This window comes from Chryseobacterium vrystaatense, assembly GCF_000737765.1.
GTDB lineage: Bacteria > Bacteroidota > Bacteroidia > Flavobacteriales > Weeksellaceae > Chryseobacterium > Chryseobacterium vrystaatense.
The window spans coordinates 432,408-451,427 of record NZ_JPRI01000003.1 but is presented as its reverse complement, the minus strand read 5'-3'; the positions used below and the strand labels follow the sequence as shown (position 1 = coordinate 451,427).

6 protein-coding genes are annotated in these 19,020 nt (G+C 40.6%); all 6 read left to right on the top strand.

Features of this window, described 5'->3' with window-relative positions; translation table 11 throughout:
- Positions 1-2 precede the first annotated feature (2 nt).
- Genes IW16_RS11250 through IW16_RS11230 form a run of 6 tightly spaced genes read left to right on the top strand, consistent with a single transcriptional unit; the run spans position 3 to position 19,013 of the window.
- A complete protein-coding gene (locus IW16_RS11250) occupies positions 3-1,466 on the top strand; it encodes a flavin-containing monooxygenase (protein WP_034743852.1) in 1,464 nt (487 codons plus the stop codon).
- A gap of 31 nt (positions 1,467-1,497) precedes the next feature.
- Entirely contained in the window at positions 1,498-5,376 is a 3,879-nt protein-coding gene (locus IW16_RS25695; RefSeq protein ID WP_051890129.1) for an AMP-binding protein, read from the top strand.
- 15 nt (positions 5,377-5,391) lie between these two features.
- Positions 5,392-10,416, top strand: a complete 5,025-nt coding sequence (locus tag IW16_RS25690; RefSeq protein ID WP_051890127.1) for a beta-ketoacyl synthase N-terminal-like domain-containing protein — start codon at positions 5,392-5,394, stop codon at positions 10,414-10,416.
- 17 nt (positions 10,417-10,433) lie between these two features.
- Positions 10,434-12,332, top strand: a complete 1,899-nt coding sequence (locus IW16_RS25685; RefSeq protein ID WP_051890119.1) for a type I polyketide synthase — start codon at positions 10,434-10,436, stop codon at positions 12,330-12,332.
- Between the two features lie 48 nt (positions 12,333-12,380).
- Positions 12,381-18,191 (top strand): non-ribosomal peptide synthetase, encoded by a 5,811-nt coding sequence (locus IW16_RS11235; protein WP_051890117.1) that lies wholly within the window; start codon positions 12,381-12,383, stop codon positions 18,189-18,191.
- A 21-nt stretch (positions 18,192-18,212) separates the two neighbouring features.
- On the top strand, positions 18,213-19,013 hold the full coding sequence (locus tag IW16_RS11230; protein ID WP_034743850.1) for a thioesterase II family protein: 801 nt from the start codon (positions 18,213-18,215) through the stop codon (positions 19,011-19,013).
- Positions 19,014-19,020 lie beyond the last annotated feature (7 nt).

The window sequence follows — 19,020 nt, the reverse complement described above, 5'->3', positions numbered from 1 at the left end:
AAATGACCACCAATCACAAAGTTTACCAGGCATTAATTGTAGGATCAGGATTCTCCGGAATTTCCATGGCTATAAGCCTAAAAAAGCGGGGGATTCATTCTTTTGTTATCCTGGAAAAGGAAGAAGATATTGGAGGAACATGGAGGGATAATACCTACCCTGGTGCTCAATGTGATGTACCCTCTGCTCTGTACAGTTATTCTTTTGAACCCTTTCCCGGCTGGAAGAAAAAATGGTCGGATCAGCCTCAAATCCTCGAATACCTGAGATTTAATGTAGAAAAGAATGGATTAAAAGACTATATTCTGTACGAAAAAGAATTTCTGTCTTCTCTGTTTATTGAAAAGGAAGGCTATTGGGAAGTGAAAACCAAACAGGGAGACACTTTTACTGCCAGATCTTTAATCATGGCAGTCGGTCAGTTACACCATCCGAAAATTCCAACCTTTAAAGGCAAAGAAGTTTTCAAAGGAAATATATGGCATTCCGCAAAATGGAATCATAATATTGATTTAAAAGGAAAACACGTAGGCGTCATTGGAAATGCAGCCAGCGCCATCCAGTTTATTCCCAAGATTGTTTCGCAGGTAGAATTTCTGACTGTTTTTCAGCGGAGTGCAAAATGGTTATTGCCAAAGAAAAACACCCTATACAACGATAAAGACAGGCATTTGCATAGAAAATATCCCTTTATGCTCTATTGGTCCCGTCATTCAAATAATGCCTTCAATGGTGTGTTTTACCATCTGATGGGACAGAATAAATTCTGGAAAAAGTTTTGGCAGAGTGTCAGCATGAGCCATCTTAAAAAGACCATCAAAGATCCGGAACTTCTGAAAAAACTGACGCCCGATTACCCAATGGGAGCAGTCCGTGTCCTTTTGTCCGATGAATATTATCCCGCTCTGGCAAAAGAAAATGCAGAAGTAAATATGGAAGGAATCTCTCATTTTGCAGAGGACGGTATCATTACACGTTCAGGAAATAAAATTCTGCTGGATGTAGTCATTTATGCAACAGGTTTTGAAAGCAATCCATTTTTGAAAGATCTGGATATCTGTGGATTAAATGGGATTTCTATAAAAAATGCATGGAAGCAGTCAACTGAAACCTATCTTGGGATGACCACGGCAGGTTTCCCGAATTTCTTTATGATGTTTGGTCCCAACACGAATCTGGCCCATAGTTCAGTCCTGCTCATGATAGAAAGTCAGGCCCATTATATTACCGAATGCCTAACTCATCTTTCAAGAAACAGATTAAAATCAATGGATGTAAAACCGGACTTTCAAAAGAAATTTACCCTTCAGGTCAACAAGAGAATGAAAAAGACCGCCTGGGTTCAGGTAAAAGAAAGCTGGTACAAGGACGGAGATGTTATCATCAATAATTGGCCCGGTAAAGCCAAAGAATATCAAAAGCTGACAAAAACGGTAGATGAATCTGCCTATACTTTTTGTCAATAAAAATAACCACCACTAAACAAATAAAACTAACATGGAGAAAAATGATGTTCAAGTTATGCCTCATCCGTCAGATCATCGATTATCTACAGACGACCCTACATGTCTGATCGATTTTCTGACTAACAGAAGCCTGCAATATCCCAGCAAAACATTATTCAGCGATGTAGATATTGATCTTAATGAAAACCCGCTTACCTATTCGGAGGTTTTATTCCAGGTAAAGGAATATGCGCAGAATTTAAAAAACGAAGAATTAAAAAAAGGTGACCGGTGCCTGTTGATCTTTAATCAGGGTATAGAGTTTATTATTGCTTTTTTAGCCTGCCAATGGATTGGAGCGATTCCTGTTCCGCTCAATATACCAGGACGATCGAAACCTTTGGACAAATGGGAAAATATCGCCCGAGAATGTCTTCCAAATGTAATTATTACTGGTAAAAAAAGTGCTTCGAGGCTGGTCCAGTCTTTAGGTAAATCTGAACTGCTTAGCAAAATACCACTCCTCAACGTGGAAATTATCAGTTCAGAAAATCTTATAAGCCATTTTACTGATCAGCCTGATATTCATCCTACCGCATTTTTACAATATACTTCCGGTTCAACAGGAAACCCTAAAGGGGTTGTTGTAACACAGGATTCTCTGATAAAAAATTCTAAAGGATCTAAAAAGAATATGAATGCCACTCCTGACAGTGTCTTTGTGAGCTGGCTTCCTTTCTATCATGACATGGGACTTATATTATTTATTGTTCAGACCATTTATAATGGGAACTCGCTCTATTTGATGAAACCTGAAGATTTCATGAGCAGACCCCTGAACTGGGTATATGCTTTAAGTAAATGGAAAGGTACACACACGGGAGGTCCCAATTTTGCCTATCAGATGGTTGCTGATAAATTGGTACAGCTTTACCATGAGCTTAAAAACACCAATAAAAAAACAGACATTTCACTGGAAACTCTGAAAATGTGTGCTTCAGGTGCTGAACCTATTCGCTTTAAGACGATTTGTGATTTTCAAAATGCCATTTCTCTCTTTGGGGCCAATGATCACGTCATTTCTCCCGGTTATGGTTTGGCAGAAGCCACTTTGACTGTTGCTTTAAATAAAGAAGGAGAAAAAGTAAAATGGCTAAAAGTTGATAAAGAAGCATTAAAGAAAAACACCGTTATTGTTCAGGAAAGCGGCTTCCTTGATACAGGTAGGGATTTCGAAGAAAATGAAGAAAATGTTTATTTGGTAGGCAATGGGCAAGTGATCGACAGCCATGGCATTGATATTATTGCACTTTCCGATCCTGAAAAAGAATTACCTGATTCCATTTCAGAGCTCAACATACTGGAGCCCTACTCCATCGGAGAATTATGGTACTCAGGACCTTCTGTAACGAATGGTTATTATGAAAACAAATCAGCCACTTCCGAAAGTTATTTCCATTCCCGTTCCAATAATATGGTCTATTTACGAACAGGTGATTTAGCATTTAAAGATGAGGACGGACAGATTTACATTGTCGGCAGAATCAAGGACCTCATTATTATAAGAGGCCTAAACTATTACCCTCAGGACATTGAACGCACATCTTGCTATTCGCACCCCGATCTGAGAATTGATGGAGCTGCCGCTTTTGCAATGAATAAAGATGGAAACGAATGCTGCTACATGATACAGGAACTGACCCGCAGCGCTGTTCTTTCCCCTAAGTTTGATGAGTATACGAAGGCCATACGAAATGCCGTTTTACAGGAACACGGAATAGCGGTAGATACTATACTTTTTGTAGCACCCATGCACGTTCCCCGGACGACTAGCGGCAAAATTCAAAGACGGTTGGCAAAACGAAATACAGAATTTAACGAGTGGGAAAATATCCTGCATACCTCTCATCTAAGTATAACAGCCTCTAAAAAAGAAACCTTTTCTTTCTCATCTTCTCTTCAGGAACATGCATTCAAAAATACCATCAAAGAATTGCGGCAGTTTCTCCAAACCAGAGTTGACAGCTATACCATTGATGAAAGACGTTCTATCCCACCCTACATCATGACTGAATTTTCCCGAATGGGACTGATGGGGCTTCTGATCTCACCGGAAGCTGGTGGTTTAGGCTGTAATCTCAGCCAGGCCAGAATTTTAATCGAAACTATTTCTTCTGCAGATCTTACATTAGGATTATTTGTGAGCCTCCACAACTTGCTGGGGCTGCACCCGATCGCCAAGTTTGCCAAAGAAGAAATCAGAGAAAAAGTGGTGTCTGAACTTGCAACAGGCAAAGGAACCGCCAGCTTTGCGTTAAGTGAGCCCGATGCAGGAAGCAACCCTAATGCAGGTAAAACTTCTGCACATAGATATAACGGGCAATGGATTCTAAATGGAGAAAAATGCTGGGTGGGCTCTTCTTCATGGGCAAGTTATCTGACTGTCATCGCCCATACTCACGATGAGAATGGTAAATACCTGGGACAATCTGCCTTTTTAGTGCCACAGGAAACTCCGGGAATGAGTCATATCGAAGAATGCATGACCATGGGAATGCGCGGTTCCGTACAGGGACATTTTATCCTGAACGATGTGCGTATTCCGGATTCACAGGTCCTGGGTGAAATTGGCAAAGGTGCAGAAGTTCTGCATGATGTCGTTTCTATGGGCCGTATCGGAATCAATTCCATGTGCATTGGTATCCTGAAAACCGTTTTATCCCGATCTAAACAATGGGCTGAAAACCGAAAAGTCAACTCAGGGTACCTCATCGACCAGCCTACAGTTCTTAAACACATTAATGAGCAGCTTTGGCTTCTGGAAATCATTGAAAACTATCAATCCAAACTGGTACAGTGGAAAGATGAAGGACTGCTGATTCCCGATATGCTGGTAAGTGCCGGAAAAATATTTTCAACAGAAGAGACCTGGAAAGGTGTCGATTTTCTGATGCAGCTAACTGCTGCCAGAGGATATTCGGAACATAACGGTATTGCTCAACTTTTCCGCGATACGCGTGTATTAAGAATATTTGAAGGGCCTTCAGAATCACTGATTGCTGACCTGGGAGGGCGTACCGATGAAAACATCATGGAAGCCTTAAATTTCTTAACCTATCAGCATGTAGCCATTAACACTACCATTCAAAAGGAAAAAATACAGCTTATCAAAGAGCAGTTTGAACAGAATACAACGGAGTCTGACATTCAGCAAAGGAAGTTTGCCCGCTACGCTTTTGGAGAGGTGCTGACCTGCCAACTGATTGCATGGATTTGTCAGGACGACATTTCCTCCCATGCAAAAAACTGGCTAGAGAAAAAAATCACAACCATCATCGCTGACACTCTTGAATTTGATACAAGCCTGCTTACCAGGCAACGGCTGGAAGCACAATTCAACCACGTTCTGAAAGACCACCAAACCATTTATACACAACCTGTACTTCCTGAAACTTCTATCCGCTCTCCTTTCCGGGACTTACGAGAGATAGAAACGCAAAATACCTCAAAAAAAGCAGAGCAACAAAATATTGCTGAAAAGGTCACATTTCGTGATACAGGAACAGACATCGGTTATTCATCTTCCATCAGTCAAAAATCAAACAATAAAAACGGGTCTGAACTTGAAACCTGGATCTATAACTGGCTTGAAAAAGAGGCTGGAATTGATCGTAATCAGTTCATCCCTTCCACCTCTTTCTCAGAATATGGTCTGGATTCTTCACTTTCCATACGCTTTGTAAGCGACATCAATAGCAGGTATTCCATCCATGTAGAGCCATCCATCATCTGGAGCTATTCAACGGTACATGAACTGGCTTTATATCTGTGTGAATTTGAAATCAAATCCTCAGCGCAGATTGATTTCAAAAACAATGGTGTGGACGATGACTTTCTGAAAGGACTGTTAGAAGACGATATACAACAATAATCTCAAACATAGCATATGAACACCATCAAAAAACATAAGATAGCTGTCATTGGTTTAGATTGTAAATTCCCCGGACAATCCAATGGTCCTGATCAATTTTGGGAATCGCTATTGAATAAAAAAAACGGAATAATCCCTATTCCTCCGGACCGTTGGGACCACTCCTTTTATTATGATGCAGAAGGTGGGAAAGGAAAAACCTTTGTCGATCGTGCCGGTTTTATTTCCGACGTATTTGATTTCTCTCCTTCCAGCTTTGGCATCTCCGAAAAAGAAGCCGCTGACATCGATCCGCAGCAGCGTTTACTCATTCAGTCATCCTGGAACAGTATACAAAATGCAGGATATAAAATTGATGCCATCAAAGAAAAAACAGGAGTATTCTTCGGCCTGAGTTACCGTGACTATTATGATTTCGATATTGCTCCGAATGGGGTAAAAGGCTATACAGCTTCTAATCCATTGGGAACAGTCAATGCAATTGCTGCAGGAAGAGTTGCTTATTTACTGGGACTGAATGGCCCTGCCATTCAGCTTGATACGATTTGCTCATCTTCTCTTATGACCCTGCACCTCGCCTGTCAGAGTCTTCAAAATGAAGAATGTGATTATGCCCTTTCGGGAGGGGTAAACTGTATTCTTTCACCTCATGCTTTAGTGGCATTGGCCCAGATGGGAGCACTGTCGAAAACGGCTCAATGCCAGGCTTTCTCTAAACATGCCGACGGTTATATCCGGGGTGAAGGTGTGGGAGTTGTGCTGCTCAAACGACTGGAAGATGCTGAGCGTGACGGAGATTATATTTACGGTATCGTCGAAAGTACAGCGACCAACCATGACGGACGCAGCAATGGACTAACCGCACCCAATGGCAAAGCACAGATAAAACTCATAGAATCCTGCTTACAGAAGGCAGCGCTTTCTCCCGAAGCTATCGGCTATGTGGAAGCACATGGCACAGGTACCTATTTAGGTGATCCGGTAGAATTGGAAAGTCTTTATCAGGTATTCGGAAACTCTAAATCATCATTGGACCCACTTTTTGTAGGATCTGTCAAATCTAATATAGGACATCTTGAACCGGCAGCGGGAGCCGCTTCATTAATCAAGTCGCTGTTGATCCTTAAAAATAATATTATTCCTGCTGGACTTCATTTGGAAGAACTGAATCCCGGTTTTAATTGGAGTGAAAAACCCATAGTCCCTGTAAAAGAAAACAGAGCTTGGGAAAGTGGTGAAAAACACATTGGCATCAGTGCTTTTAGCATGACCGGAGCAAATGTTCATGCCATACTGGGTAAGGCTCCCCATCAAAACGCAGATGAGCCCACAGACCCATCTGTTAAAGAATGGCCTATGCTTATCTCCGCACAAAATGAAACTACTTTAAACCGCTATATTTCTTGTATCCTATTTAATATAAAGGAAAACACCTCAATTGCTGCATTGTCAAATACGTTCATGAATGGACGTGAAATGTTTGAAGTATCCATTTATGCTTATTTCAAAACCACTAGAGAATTCATTCTGGAGCTGGAAAAATATCAAAATGGGGTTCAAAATGTTTTTGACAAAGTTTTACTCAAAGGAAAGAGGAAAAGTATTCAGGCGGTTTTAAACATCGGCAACTTTATTGATTTCAATCCGGAATATCTTCAAAACTGGAAAAAACCGGCACTATTTGCCCCTTCTATCACAAAGACCGATCGTATCCTGACGAAACTGTTGGGCAAATCTCTCGATGATCTTGCAACAAATCCCATAACTGAAGCAGAACAAAAGATCCTTCGCTTTTCTCAGGCGTTCATATGGACCGATAGTATGATTTCCACGCTAAAGACTGATGTACTATTAAAAACATCAGGTGAAGGCGATTATCTGGGAGCTGTTTTCAGTGGAATATTAACCATTGAAGAGTCACTATTGCTCTTTATTTTGGAAAATGAATCAAAACGGATGCATTTGCTTGACAAAATTAAATTCGGATCAGGGAATGATCATTGGGATCAATCGGAAAAAGCTACTAATAAAGAATTCTGGTTTGATAAAAAAGAAGATTCCTCACCACAGGAAATCATGATGAACATAGTCAATGATGAATCTTATGTTTCCATTTCAGACACAGATCAATTATCTGGTTTTCTACTATACAGCTATGCTAAAGGTGTTGAAATAAACTGGACCTTTCTTTTAGGGAGCAGACTTTTAAAAAAAGTTCCTCTTCCTCCACCTCCACTTGCCATGACAACCTATATCTCAGAATCCTATAAAACCAACAGCAGGAAAGCTCCGGGTACTTCCGGAAACCTGGAAGGAGCAGGAAAAGATGATACAATCGCTTCCATTTTACATCAGCAGTTGGATACTGAACAAGATAACAGAAAACGTTTTATTTCATTATTCAGCCCTGAACACAACATATTCATTAAAGATCATATAGTTAACGGAATCTTTATTTTCCCCGGCTCAGGTTATCTTTCCATGATTATTGAGGCTTTGTTTTATCTTAAAAAGAGCCACCTGATCACACTAAAAAATGTGCAGATTTTCCAACCGATGAGCTTCAGTTCATTGCAGGAAAAAAGAGAAGTACAGCTGGACTTAACTTATGATTCCGGTGAAGGGCTATCTACAGACAATGGTTCGTGGGAAATTAAGAGCCGCAAAGGTTATGAAGAATGGACAGCACACATCAAAGGCACCTTTAAAATCCGTAACGAAAACGTTCCGCCTGAAAGTAAAGGATCAGTATTAAGAATTGATGAGGTGGCTTTAACGCCTGTCGATCCTCTGGTATTTTACGACCAACTGGACCATTGGGGAATAGAATATGGCACGGAATTCCGTCTGGTCAATCAGCTTAAATCTGATGAACACAGCATGAAAGCTGTGGTCAAACAGGATGAAACTGCTACAGATTTAATGGCTTCTCCGGAACTGTTGGATGCTTGTATGCATGCCTTATTTTCAGCAAAAATATTTAATCAGTTTTCTGAGCCTTTTGTCCCGTCCCGTTACGATGAGATCAATTTTCATCAACCACTCCATGGTCCTGTTCATGCTTCAGGAATACTATTACATACGGATCATAATTCTATGAAAGCTCAATTCAGTTTTTGTAATTCGCAAGGTAATCCCGTAATGGAAATTACATCCATGGAGATCCGTAAAATTTTGAGCCAGTTTTTGGAAACCGGAAAAGAAAGTGACATTGTTTATGTAGAGAAATGGGAAAAAATTGAGACCATCTCAGAGAAAAGTCAACAAAAAATAAACGTCGATCAGGAGCCTCTTTCGAAAGAAATATGGGTGTTCTTAAATGCACAACAGGCTCAACAGGCATTTTCAAATATAGCTGAAATCTCTGAAACTCCACAAATAACGTTACTGGAAAAAGAATATGAGGCCATTTTGGATCACAACATACCGGTATTTAAAGATATTGAAGGACTTATAAAAAGCCACAAGGAAGACCACTTAGAATTAGTGCTCTTTGCACCACCCATTGAAGACATTCGAGGATTATCCGTGGTGTTCACCTTATTTAAAGATCTCCTGCTGAATTTACAAAAAAAACTGAGCTTTAGATTATGTACCACTCATGGAATCGCTGTTCATTCTGAAGAGCAAGTTAACTCTTTTCATTCTGCACTTTGGGGGCTCGCACGAACAATGCCTATAGAAGCGAAACAAAGATGGAAAGGAGTTATTGATATCTCATCCACTAACGAAGCAACTATTCTTTTAAACTCAAACATAAAAAACCTCTTCATTACATACGATCAGCTAGTGCTAAGGGATAAAACTTTCTATACTCCTGTCCTTACCCGCGAAATTGAATCGTATCCTGAAAACATAAAGCCAAAAGGTGACTGGACTGATCCCGTACTAATTACAGGTGGATTGGGACAAATGGGTCGTGTATTTACGGAACAGTTGGTTAAGCTCGGCTGTAAAAAAATCTATCTCCTTTCCCGTAATCCCGCTTGGCTGCAGGCAGAAGACAACGAGATTGGCAAGTTCACCCTGAGCACATCACAGCTTGATTTCCGCACCTACGTTGAGCAATGCAAATCAGATGGAATTTCAATTTCAGCCATAGCCGGAAAAATAGATTGCACTGAAGATATGGCTGCTGTTGCCTTGATGCTAAAAGAACAAGAGATCGACAAAATTAATCTTATTCACGCTGCGGGAGCTGTTACAAGAAACAAAGTGACCAAAGCCAATCCTGAAGAACTGGAACAGGAATGGAGCGCCAAATATGAGGGTGCCATTCAATTAGATAAACACTTCGAAACCTTTAATGTAGGATTCACCTTATACACCTCTTCCATTGCCTCACTTTGGTCAGGAGATGGTGTCGCCGGATATTCAAGTGCCAACTTACTGCTCGACGGACTTGCTGTCAATAGAAATCTGACAGGTAAAAGAACCCTTTCAGTTCGTTTCGGAAGGTTCTCCGAAAAGGGCCTGATGAAAGAATACGAAGCACAGGAACTGCAAGCATCAGGTATTTTGACACTCCCAATGAAGATTGCAGTTGACAAAGCTTTAGAACTGGCTACAACATCCGCCCTCACCACTCCAGGGATTATGAATATCGATTGGAAACGCTTTACCCCGCTTTATCAATTGCTAAATCACAATCAACTTTTATCATCACTTGATCATCAAAACAGTATTTCTGAGAATAGTCGTGGACAAAACCTGACTCACAGCATAGATAAGCCGCTACGGGAAATTATAAGAGAGATGGTAGCTGGGGAACTGGAAATTGATATCGATGAGATAGATTCTTCTATACCCCTTTTTGAACTGGGGCTGGATTCTATTCACTCCTTGGGTATACGGACAGATTTGGAAGAACTGCTGAACATTAAATTATCTGTAAGTCTTATTTACGATTTCAATACCGTGGATCTTCTGAGTCAACACCTTGAAGAATTAACTCAACAAGCTTCAAATCACAATGCTGAAAATAAAACAGAAGAAAGTGAAGATGAGCTTTTACAGCTTCTGCTGCAGGAACTGAAATAAATACAAAACAGCATTCAATGGAAAACAATACAACAGATCGTTCAGATATTCTTCGAAAAGCCCTCGAAGAAATCAAAAGATTAAAAAGAAAAATAGAACAGAACCAAGACTCTCATTTTGAACCTATTGCGATTATAGGTATGGCCTGCCGGTTTCCCAAAGGAGCCAGCACACCTGCCAAATTCTGGAAAGCCTTGCGGACACAGAAAGACCTTATAGGTCCTATCCCGGAAAAGAGAGCAGATTATGTTTTAGCCGGAGCATGGGAAGAAAGTCCTTTTTTGAAAGAAGCCGGTTATCTGGAAGAAGATGTTGAAGGTTTTGACCATCGTTTATTCCGGTTCTCTCCAAGAGAGGCAGAACGTACGGATCCTCAGCAAAGACTCTTTCTGAAGGTGTGTTGGGAAGCTTTGGAAAATGCAGGTTATGCACCTGATTCATTACGGGGGACTAAAACAGGGGTTTATGCAGGAGTGATGCTCATGGAGTACATGCAGCAACTCGCCACAGAGAGAAAACTTACTGCGCAATTCGAACCCTATGATGTATCGGGTAACGGGTTTTCATTCATGTCAGGCAGAGCTAGTTATTTCTTTGGTTTTCAGGGGCCGGGAATTACAACTGATACCGCCTGCTCATCCTCTCTGGTAAGTATTGACCAAGCCTGTAAAGGTCTGTGGATGGGTGACTGCAACATGGCGCTTGCCGGTGGAGTAAATCTGCTCTTATCCCGGGAATCTACCGCTTTGTTTTCTTCCCTGAATATCCTTTCACCGGAATGCCGCAGTAAATCATTTGATGCAGAAGCCAATGGAACAGTTCGTGGAGAAGGATGTGGTATCGTAGTTCTTAAAAAATTATCTGATGCCTTAAAAGATGGTGATTATATCCACGCAGTCATCAAAGCTTCGGGAGTCAATCAGGGTGGCTTGTCTTCCGGTCCTACCGTTCCTCATGGTCCATCACAGGAAATACTTTTAAAGGAAGTCTGGAGAAAAGCCGGTATCAGCGAAAACGGCCCCGATTATATTGAAGCACACGGTACGGGTACCGAAATCGGCGACCCTATTGAAATGAATTCCATCATCCATTTACTTCCTAAAGAAAGACAACCCCCTGTGTATGTAGGTACTGTTAAATCAAACCTGGGACACCTTGAAGCCGCTGCGGGAGTAGCAGGATTTATTAAGACCGTTTTGGCTTTGGAAAATAAAAAAATTCCTGGTAATCTTCATTTTAAGACTCCTTCCGCTCATATCAACTGGATAGAATCATGCATTGAAATTCCAACGAAAACCATACAATGGAATTCATCACAAAGACCACGTATAGCGGCTATCAGTTCCTTCGGCTTAAGCGGGACCAATGCCCATATCGTATTGGAAGAGTATGAAAATTCCACCAAACATTCAGATGAAAAATCAGAATCTGCAACGCGAAAGTGGCCGTTTCGTTTCAGTGCACGAAGCCAGACCTGCATGAGAGATCAATGGAGTGCCTTTGTCTATTTCTTACATGAAAACAAAAACCTGAATATGAATGATTTATCCTACAGCCACAATATATCCAGAGCCGATTTCAAAGAAAAACAGGTGATCTGGGCAGCGAACAGACAGGAAGCCCTTTTCATTTTAGAAACAGCCCTTGCGGACGAAACCGATGGTATCCCTGTTAAAGGTCTGTGGAGAAATAGCGATGATCTCCCTGAATCCATCAACCAAACAGAAAAAAGACTGCAGGAGATTTCCTTTTCAGAGGTTCAAACGAATCCTGACCTGGAGCAAAGTGTTTTTGCAGACTGGATAAAAGGAAAAAAAACAGACTGGAAATCCTATTACCGCGGGTGTAACCTGCGGAAAACTGATGTTCCGAATTATCAGTTCAGAGAAAAAGTATTTGGGTTGAAAACAACCTGATGCTCAGCAACAGTATTTGTACAATAAGATAACATTTAAAACTATTTTGTGATAACTATAGAACAAGAATCTCCAATCGTAACACTTAAAAGTGTGTCAGAAGCTTTTGAATATCTTCAAAAGAACCTGATGGAAGAATTAAAGCTCGATGAAGAAGAGCTGGAAGAACTTGAAAATGATGAAAACCTGTTTACGATCGGGTTAGACTCTATTACCATGGCTGACCTTACGGGCCGCTGGAAAAAAGAATTGGGAATCGAAGTCACAAGCACAGACTTTTTGAGAGAACCCACTTTGCAAAGCTGGGCAGAATTTATTTTTGAAAAAATAAATGAACAAGGCAATTTAACATCTTCTGAAAATGTTACATTGAATTTGTATACCAACAACGAAGCTTCCCGATATGAAAGTTTCAAACTGGGTGATATACAGAATGCTTATGTAGTAGGCAGAAATTCAGAAATCCCCTGGGGCGGCATCAGCTGCTACGGCTATTTTGAAATGAATACCAAAGATCTGGACACAAACGCTTTGCAGCTTGCCGTGAATGATCTTATAAAGAGACACGAGATGCTTCGGGTAAGAGTCGATGAAAACGGATTCCAAAAAATTCTTCCGGAAATGGACTATTCCGTTCCTGTCTACAGAATCAATGAAACCCAGGATTTACAGGAACATCTTACAGATATCCGTGCACAGATGGAAAGTCAGATTATTCATCTGGACCAACCCCTGTTTGACCTTAGAGTAAGTGAAATGGCAACGGGAGCATGGCGCATCCACTTTGGGATGGATTTCATTGCCAGCGATGCATTGAGCCTTCGTCTGTTTTGGAGAGATTTATCGCTTTTATATTCGCTGCGAACAGAAAATTCTTCATACAGAGCAAATCTGCCGGAAATTAAAGCTTCGTTCCGTGACTACCTTCAGTATATCGAACTCAGGAAAAAATCGGTCCGATACGAAGCTGACAAAGCGTATTGGATGAATAGAATGGACAGCTTATCTCCTCCTCCACAGCTGCCGTTAAAAAAACAGATCAGTGCGTATGGTCATACATCAAAAGAATTTACTCATTTTGAAAGAACTTTTGAAAAAGAACAGTGGGAAAAATTCTGTAAACACGCAGCACAGAATAAATTAACGCCTACAGCAGCTTTGATGGGTATTTTTTCAGAAGTACTCTCTGCCTGGGGATCGGGACAGCAATTTGGACTGATGCTGACTGTTTTTGAACGGGATCCCGTTCACCCGGATATCGATAAAGTGATTGGTGATTTTACCCATCTGTCACTTTTAAGTATCAACTGCGAAAAGCGGAGTGTAGAAGAAAATGCATTGGCTCTTCAGTGGCAAATGCAGGAAGACCTTGAACACAAAACTTATTCTGCTATAGAAGTGGTAAGGGAACTCAACCGCATCAATCCTTCTGTTGACCTCTTTTACCCTGTTGTATTTACCAGTGCTCTGGGCTTAAGCAGAGACGAAAATGATTTAGGGGATGCTTCTGTATTTGGTAAAGTCGGCTATTCGTCTTCACAAACACCGCAAGTATGGCTGGATTCTCAGGTAATGACCAAAAACGGAAATACGGTGGTAGCCTGGGATGCTTTAAATAGCATATTCCCGGATGGATTAATCACTGCAATGTTTGAAACTTACACCCAATTGATTGAACATGCTGTTCAGGAAATTTCTTTTTGGGAATCAACACTGGATGATCTTAGACCGAATGATCAACGTGATATCCAGGGATTGGTCAATCAAACTTGCTACACTTATCCGGAACTTTTGCTCCATGAGCACATTATTGAATACGCAAAAAAAGATCCCAATAGGGAAGCAATTGTGTTTAAAGAAGAAAGCTACTCTTTTAAGCAGTTAGCAGAAAAAGCCAATCATATTTCAGCTTTACTACAGCGCAGCAACATTCAAAAAGGAGCCAGAATTGTGATTCAAATGCAAAAATCTTTTGAATCCATTGCTGTCATTCTCGGAATCGTTCAATATGGTGCATCCTATATTCCCATGTCGCATAACAATCCCGAAGCCCGAACGCTTGAAATTATAAAGCAGGCTGAGGCACACGGTTTGATCACGGATCAGGAATTTGAAATAAAAGAAATATCAACCGAAAATTTCCTTCACCTTAAACATTCTGATATTACCTGGGAGAAGATTGAATTTGAAAAATCATCTATTCTTCCCGAAGATATTGCATACATCATTTTTACATCGGGTTCAACAGGAAAACCTAAAGGGGTTGTCATTACTCACGAAGCAGCAGTGAACACTATTTTAGATGTGAACAGACGCTTTGGAGTTACCGAAAATGATGCTGTATTGGGATTGTCATCCTATAGCTTTGATTTATCTGTATACGATATCTTTGGAGTACTGGGTGCAGGCGGAAAACTTGTCATCCCTACAGAAGAAGAACGAATCGATCCGATAGCATGGAAATCACTTATTTCTACACATCAGATCACCCTGTGGAATTCTGTTCCGGCCTTGTTCAATATATTGCTGGATTGTATTTCAGAACAGAATGACATCACGTTAGAGAAAGTCTTTTTATCCGGAGACTGGATCTCTCTTTCCACTTTTGACCGTATGAAAAAACTTTTGCCTAAAGCCAGTCTGGTAAGTATGGGAGGAGCTACAGAAGCATCGATCTGGTCGAATTATTATGAAGTTAAAGCAATTAAAGATGACTGGACCTCCATCCCTTACGGATATCCCCTGTCCAACCAGGAGTTTTATGTTTTAGATGAATCCGGACGTCCATGCCCGACATTTGTAAAAGGGAAATTACATATTGCCGGAAAAGGCCTTGCGTTAGAATATTGGGGCCGTGAAGATTTGACTAAAAAAGCATTTTATATCCACCCTACACTCAATATCAGATTGTACGATACAGGGGATTACGGACAATACATTGAAAATGGAATGATTGAATTCCTGGGACGAAAGGATGATCAACTCAAAATCAATGGATACCGCATCGAAATTGCTGAGATTCAGATGGCATTTCAACAATGTAATCCTGGGTTAGATCCTGTTATCCTGCCTATTGGGGAAAAAGCTGCCAACAAAAAACTCATTGCTTATGTAAAAGGGGAAGCAGATCATTTTTCAGAATCTGAACTGAAGAAACAGCTGGCAAACTACCTACCACCCTACTTTATTCCTGACAGGATTATTCCTATGGCCAATTATCCGGTAACAGGTAATGGAAAAATTGACCGAAACCAACTGATCCAGGAGGCAAATGAACACACCTCATCGGAAAAATCTGATGCAAAAAAAGAAACAAAGCCTGCTAAAAGCCAGTATGGATCTATACATCCTGTCCTGAAAGTTGTTCGGGAAGTATTTAACCTGCCGGATTTGAGTGAACAGGACCAATTCAGCGAACTGGGAGTATCTTCCATGGACATCATACGTCTTGCCAACCAACTGGAAACAAACTTTCTGGATCGTCCTACCGTAGGTGATATGGTAAGATTAGGTTCAGTAGCTGAGCTCATCGATTATTATGAAGAAAAAAACATAACGTTCGAAGAATTTGATGACATCAATACTGGGTCTATTCCACCACAGTTTCTGTTTTATACACCAGATCAAATGAATTACCTGAATGGGTTAACCTTCATTGATAAGCTTGAAGAAAGACAGTCTTATAAAAAAAGCCGCACCGCAAAACGTAAAGATCTCAGTTCCAATAACAGGATTTCACTGGCTGAAATAAAAACACCAAATGTATACAGTGAATGGAGAAAAAGCTACCGTAGTTTTATCGACAAACCCGTTTCATTTGAAGAATTTAAAGGTTATTTAAATCTCTGTTCCGCTCAGATTATGGATCAGAATATCCGTTTCAACTATGCTTCTTCAGGAGGAATATATCCTGTACAGATCTATGTAACCGTTTTTAACAATAAGGTAGAAAAAGTAAAAGAAGGTTATTACTATTTTGATCCATACAGCCAGGAACTGGTATTGATTTCCAATGAAAATATAATTTCACCCACTCAGCTTAATTTTAACCATGACTGGCTGGATCAGGGTGCTTTTGCAGTACATCTGGTCGCAGATATGAAAGCTGTTTATCCTGTTTACAATAAGGAATCTCTACGATTTTGTATGTTGGAAGCCGGTTTTATTTCGCAATTGCTGGAAGCAGAAGGCGTCCATTATAATGTAGGATCATGCCAGTTAGGAGGTTATGATTTCGAACAGATCAGGGCTAATCTTAAACTTTCTGTACAACACTTTTACCTGAATACACTCATAGCCGGTGCTATAGATTTCCCATCAGAAAAAGAAGCTATGCAGGCACAGCGAGAATCTTTTGAATGGCAAAAACATACAGATACCCTCCAATCTTTGGTCAGATTATGTGAACAAAAAGAGGTAAAACTTTGGGTGGAGGAAGATAAACTCAAATTCAAAGCCCCGGAAGGGGCACTTACCCAGGAACTGCTTGAAAGATTAAAAATAAACAAAACTTTTCTGATTGCTTATTTACAATCTGAAACCTGTAAAATACATCAGAAACGTTATGAGCGGTTTGATCTGACCCCGATACAAGCTGCCTTTTTAATGGGCAGAGATAATACTTTTGAACTGGGAAATGTAGGATCACACTATTACAGTGAGCTGAAATGGCCAGAACTTGATGTAGAAAAATTAGAAAAAGTAGTCAATCAAGTTATCGGATTGCATGATGCATTGAGAACAGTCATTTATGAAGACGGAACTCAGGCCGTTTTGCCACACCAGCCTTATTATCACATTAAAATATCCAATGAATTGCCTGAAGGTATCAGATCAGAACGATCCCATCATAAATATCCTCTTGGTCAGTGGCCTATGTTCCATTTTGAAGTGAGCAAGGCCAATACTGCAGACACCATTTTACACCTGAGTGTCGATTTACTTTTACTGGATGCCTGGAGCGCCGATCTTCTGATGCGGGAAATCATTAAAGCTTATCAGGGGCAGGAGATAAAAAAACCTGGATATACCATTAAGCAATACATTGAAGATGAAAAAGCCTGGCATCTGGAGCATCAGCAATTTATACAAAAGGCAGAAAATTACTGGGAATCCAAACTAAAAGACATCCCTTCCGGACCTGCATTACCCTTCATAAAATCCCTTTCTGAAATTGAAAGCCCACGGTTCAAACGGTACAATTTCGCTGTATCAGACCAAGCGATTGAACTGCTGACTAAAAAAGCCGGACAGTACAACCTGAGTGTTACAGCAGTATTTGCTGCGATTTTTTCAAAATTACTTTCTCACTGGAGTGGCGGAAAAGCACTTACCTTAAACATGACCCTTTTCAACCGTCTAGGACTTCATCCTGATGTTAATGAGGTAATGGGTGACTTTACCAATGTTGCTTTAATCTCCTATTTCCCTGAAAACGGAGCAACCATCTTACAGGAAGCGGTTGCTATTCAGGAACAAATATGGCAGGCTGTGGAACACAGGGCTAAAAACGGATTGGAAGTACTACGTGCTTTAAACAAAAACAATCCGGGAAAAGCAGTCATGCCCGTCGTATTTACAAGTCTCTTAAGCAGTGAATCTGCAGATACGGAAAATAACTTCTTTCCGGAAGGAGTCAAAGAAGTGTATGCAGTAAGCCAGACTCCACAGGTAGTCATAGACCATCAGATCTACCGCAGAGGAGATGAATACCTGATTAACTGGGATGTCGTGGAAGAAGCTTTCGATCTGCAGCATCTTGAAACAATAATGGTTCTTTATGAATCATGGGTCCATCAAATTGTAGAGGCAGAAAACTGGGAATTCAAACTCAGTGTAGATTTACAAAAAACAAATTAAAACTATACAAATTAAAACTATATGAACATTCTACAAAAATGGTTTCCTTTTAACCATAGAAAAATACGTGAGGAAAATGAAAACAGAACCTCATTCAGTCATGCAGAAGAGCGTATTCAGGTATTTTGTTTTCCTTCAGCCGGTAGTGGCGCCAGTTTGTACAGAACCTGGTGCGATGCTGCAAAAAATACCGGTGACATAGATTTCATTCCGGTTGAAATTCCAGGACGTGGCAACCATATCACTTCTCCCGCTGCAGCCTCCATCGACGAACTGGTAGAGGGGTTTTTATCCGTATTTCCAAAGGTTGTACGCTCACCTTACATTATTTACGGACATAGTTTTGGTGCAGCAGTAGCTTTTCAGGCAGCTCATACCCTTCAGGAAAGAGGATTTCAATTCCCTGAAAAACTCATTGTAGCCGGGCGCCACGCTCCTCATATGAAGGATCCAAATCCTATGAGCAGTACCAGTACTGATGAAGAAATTATTGAGGAAATAAAAAAGATGGGTGGCACTCCGCAAGCTATATTAAACCATCCGGAAATGTTACAGTGGACACTTTCCCAATTACGCGGAGATTTACGTACGCATGAATCTTTAAAGTATACAGGACAAAAGCTTCAAATTCCTATTGAAGCGCATTGTGCTACACATGATGATGCCAATAAAGAGATCATGGAATACTGGAAGGATGTGACTGTTGAAAAATTTCAGGTGAAGGAATTTGAAGGCCATCACTTTTTTATTCAGGCTCTGGGTACCACCTACCTGAATTCTCTGATAGACACCATTGCCCAAACAAGAAAATCACTATCTTAATTCATGA

What these genes read in the sequence shown, in the direction of transcription:
- IW16_RS11250 (WP_034743852.1), top strand. Translation starts at nt 3, where the DNA reads ATGACCACCAATCACAAAGTTTACCAGGCATTAATTGTAGGATCAGGA.
- IW16_RS25690 (WP_051890127.1), top strand. Translation starts at nt 5,392, where the DNA reads ATGAACACCATCAAAAAACATAAGATAGCTGTCATTGGTTTAGATTGT.
- IW16_RS25685 (WP_051890119.1), top strand. Translation starts at nt 10,434, where the DNA reads ATGGAAAACAATACAACAGATCGTTCAGATATTCTTCGAAAAGCCCTC.
- IW16_RS25695 (WP_051890129.1), top strand. Translation starts at nt 1,498, where the DNA reads ATGGAGAAAAATGATGTTCAAGTTATGCCTCATCCGTCAGATCATCGA.
- IW16_RS11230 (WP_034743850.1), top strand. Translation starts at nt 18,213, where the DNA reads ATGAACATTCTACAAAAATGGTTTCCTTTTAACCATAGAAAAATACGT.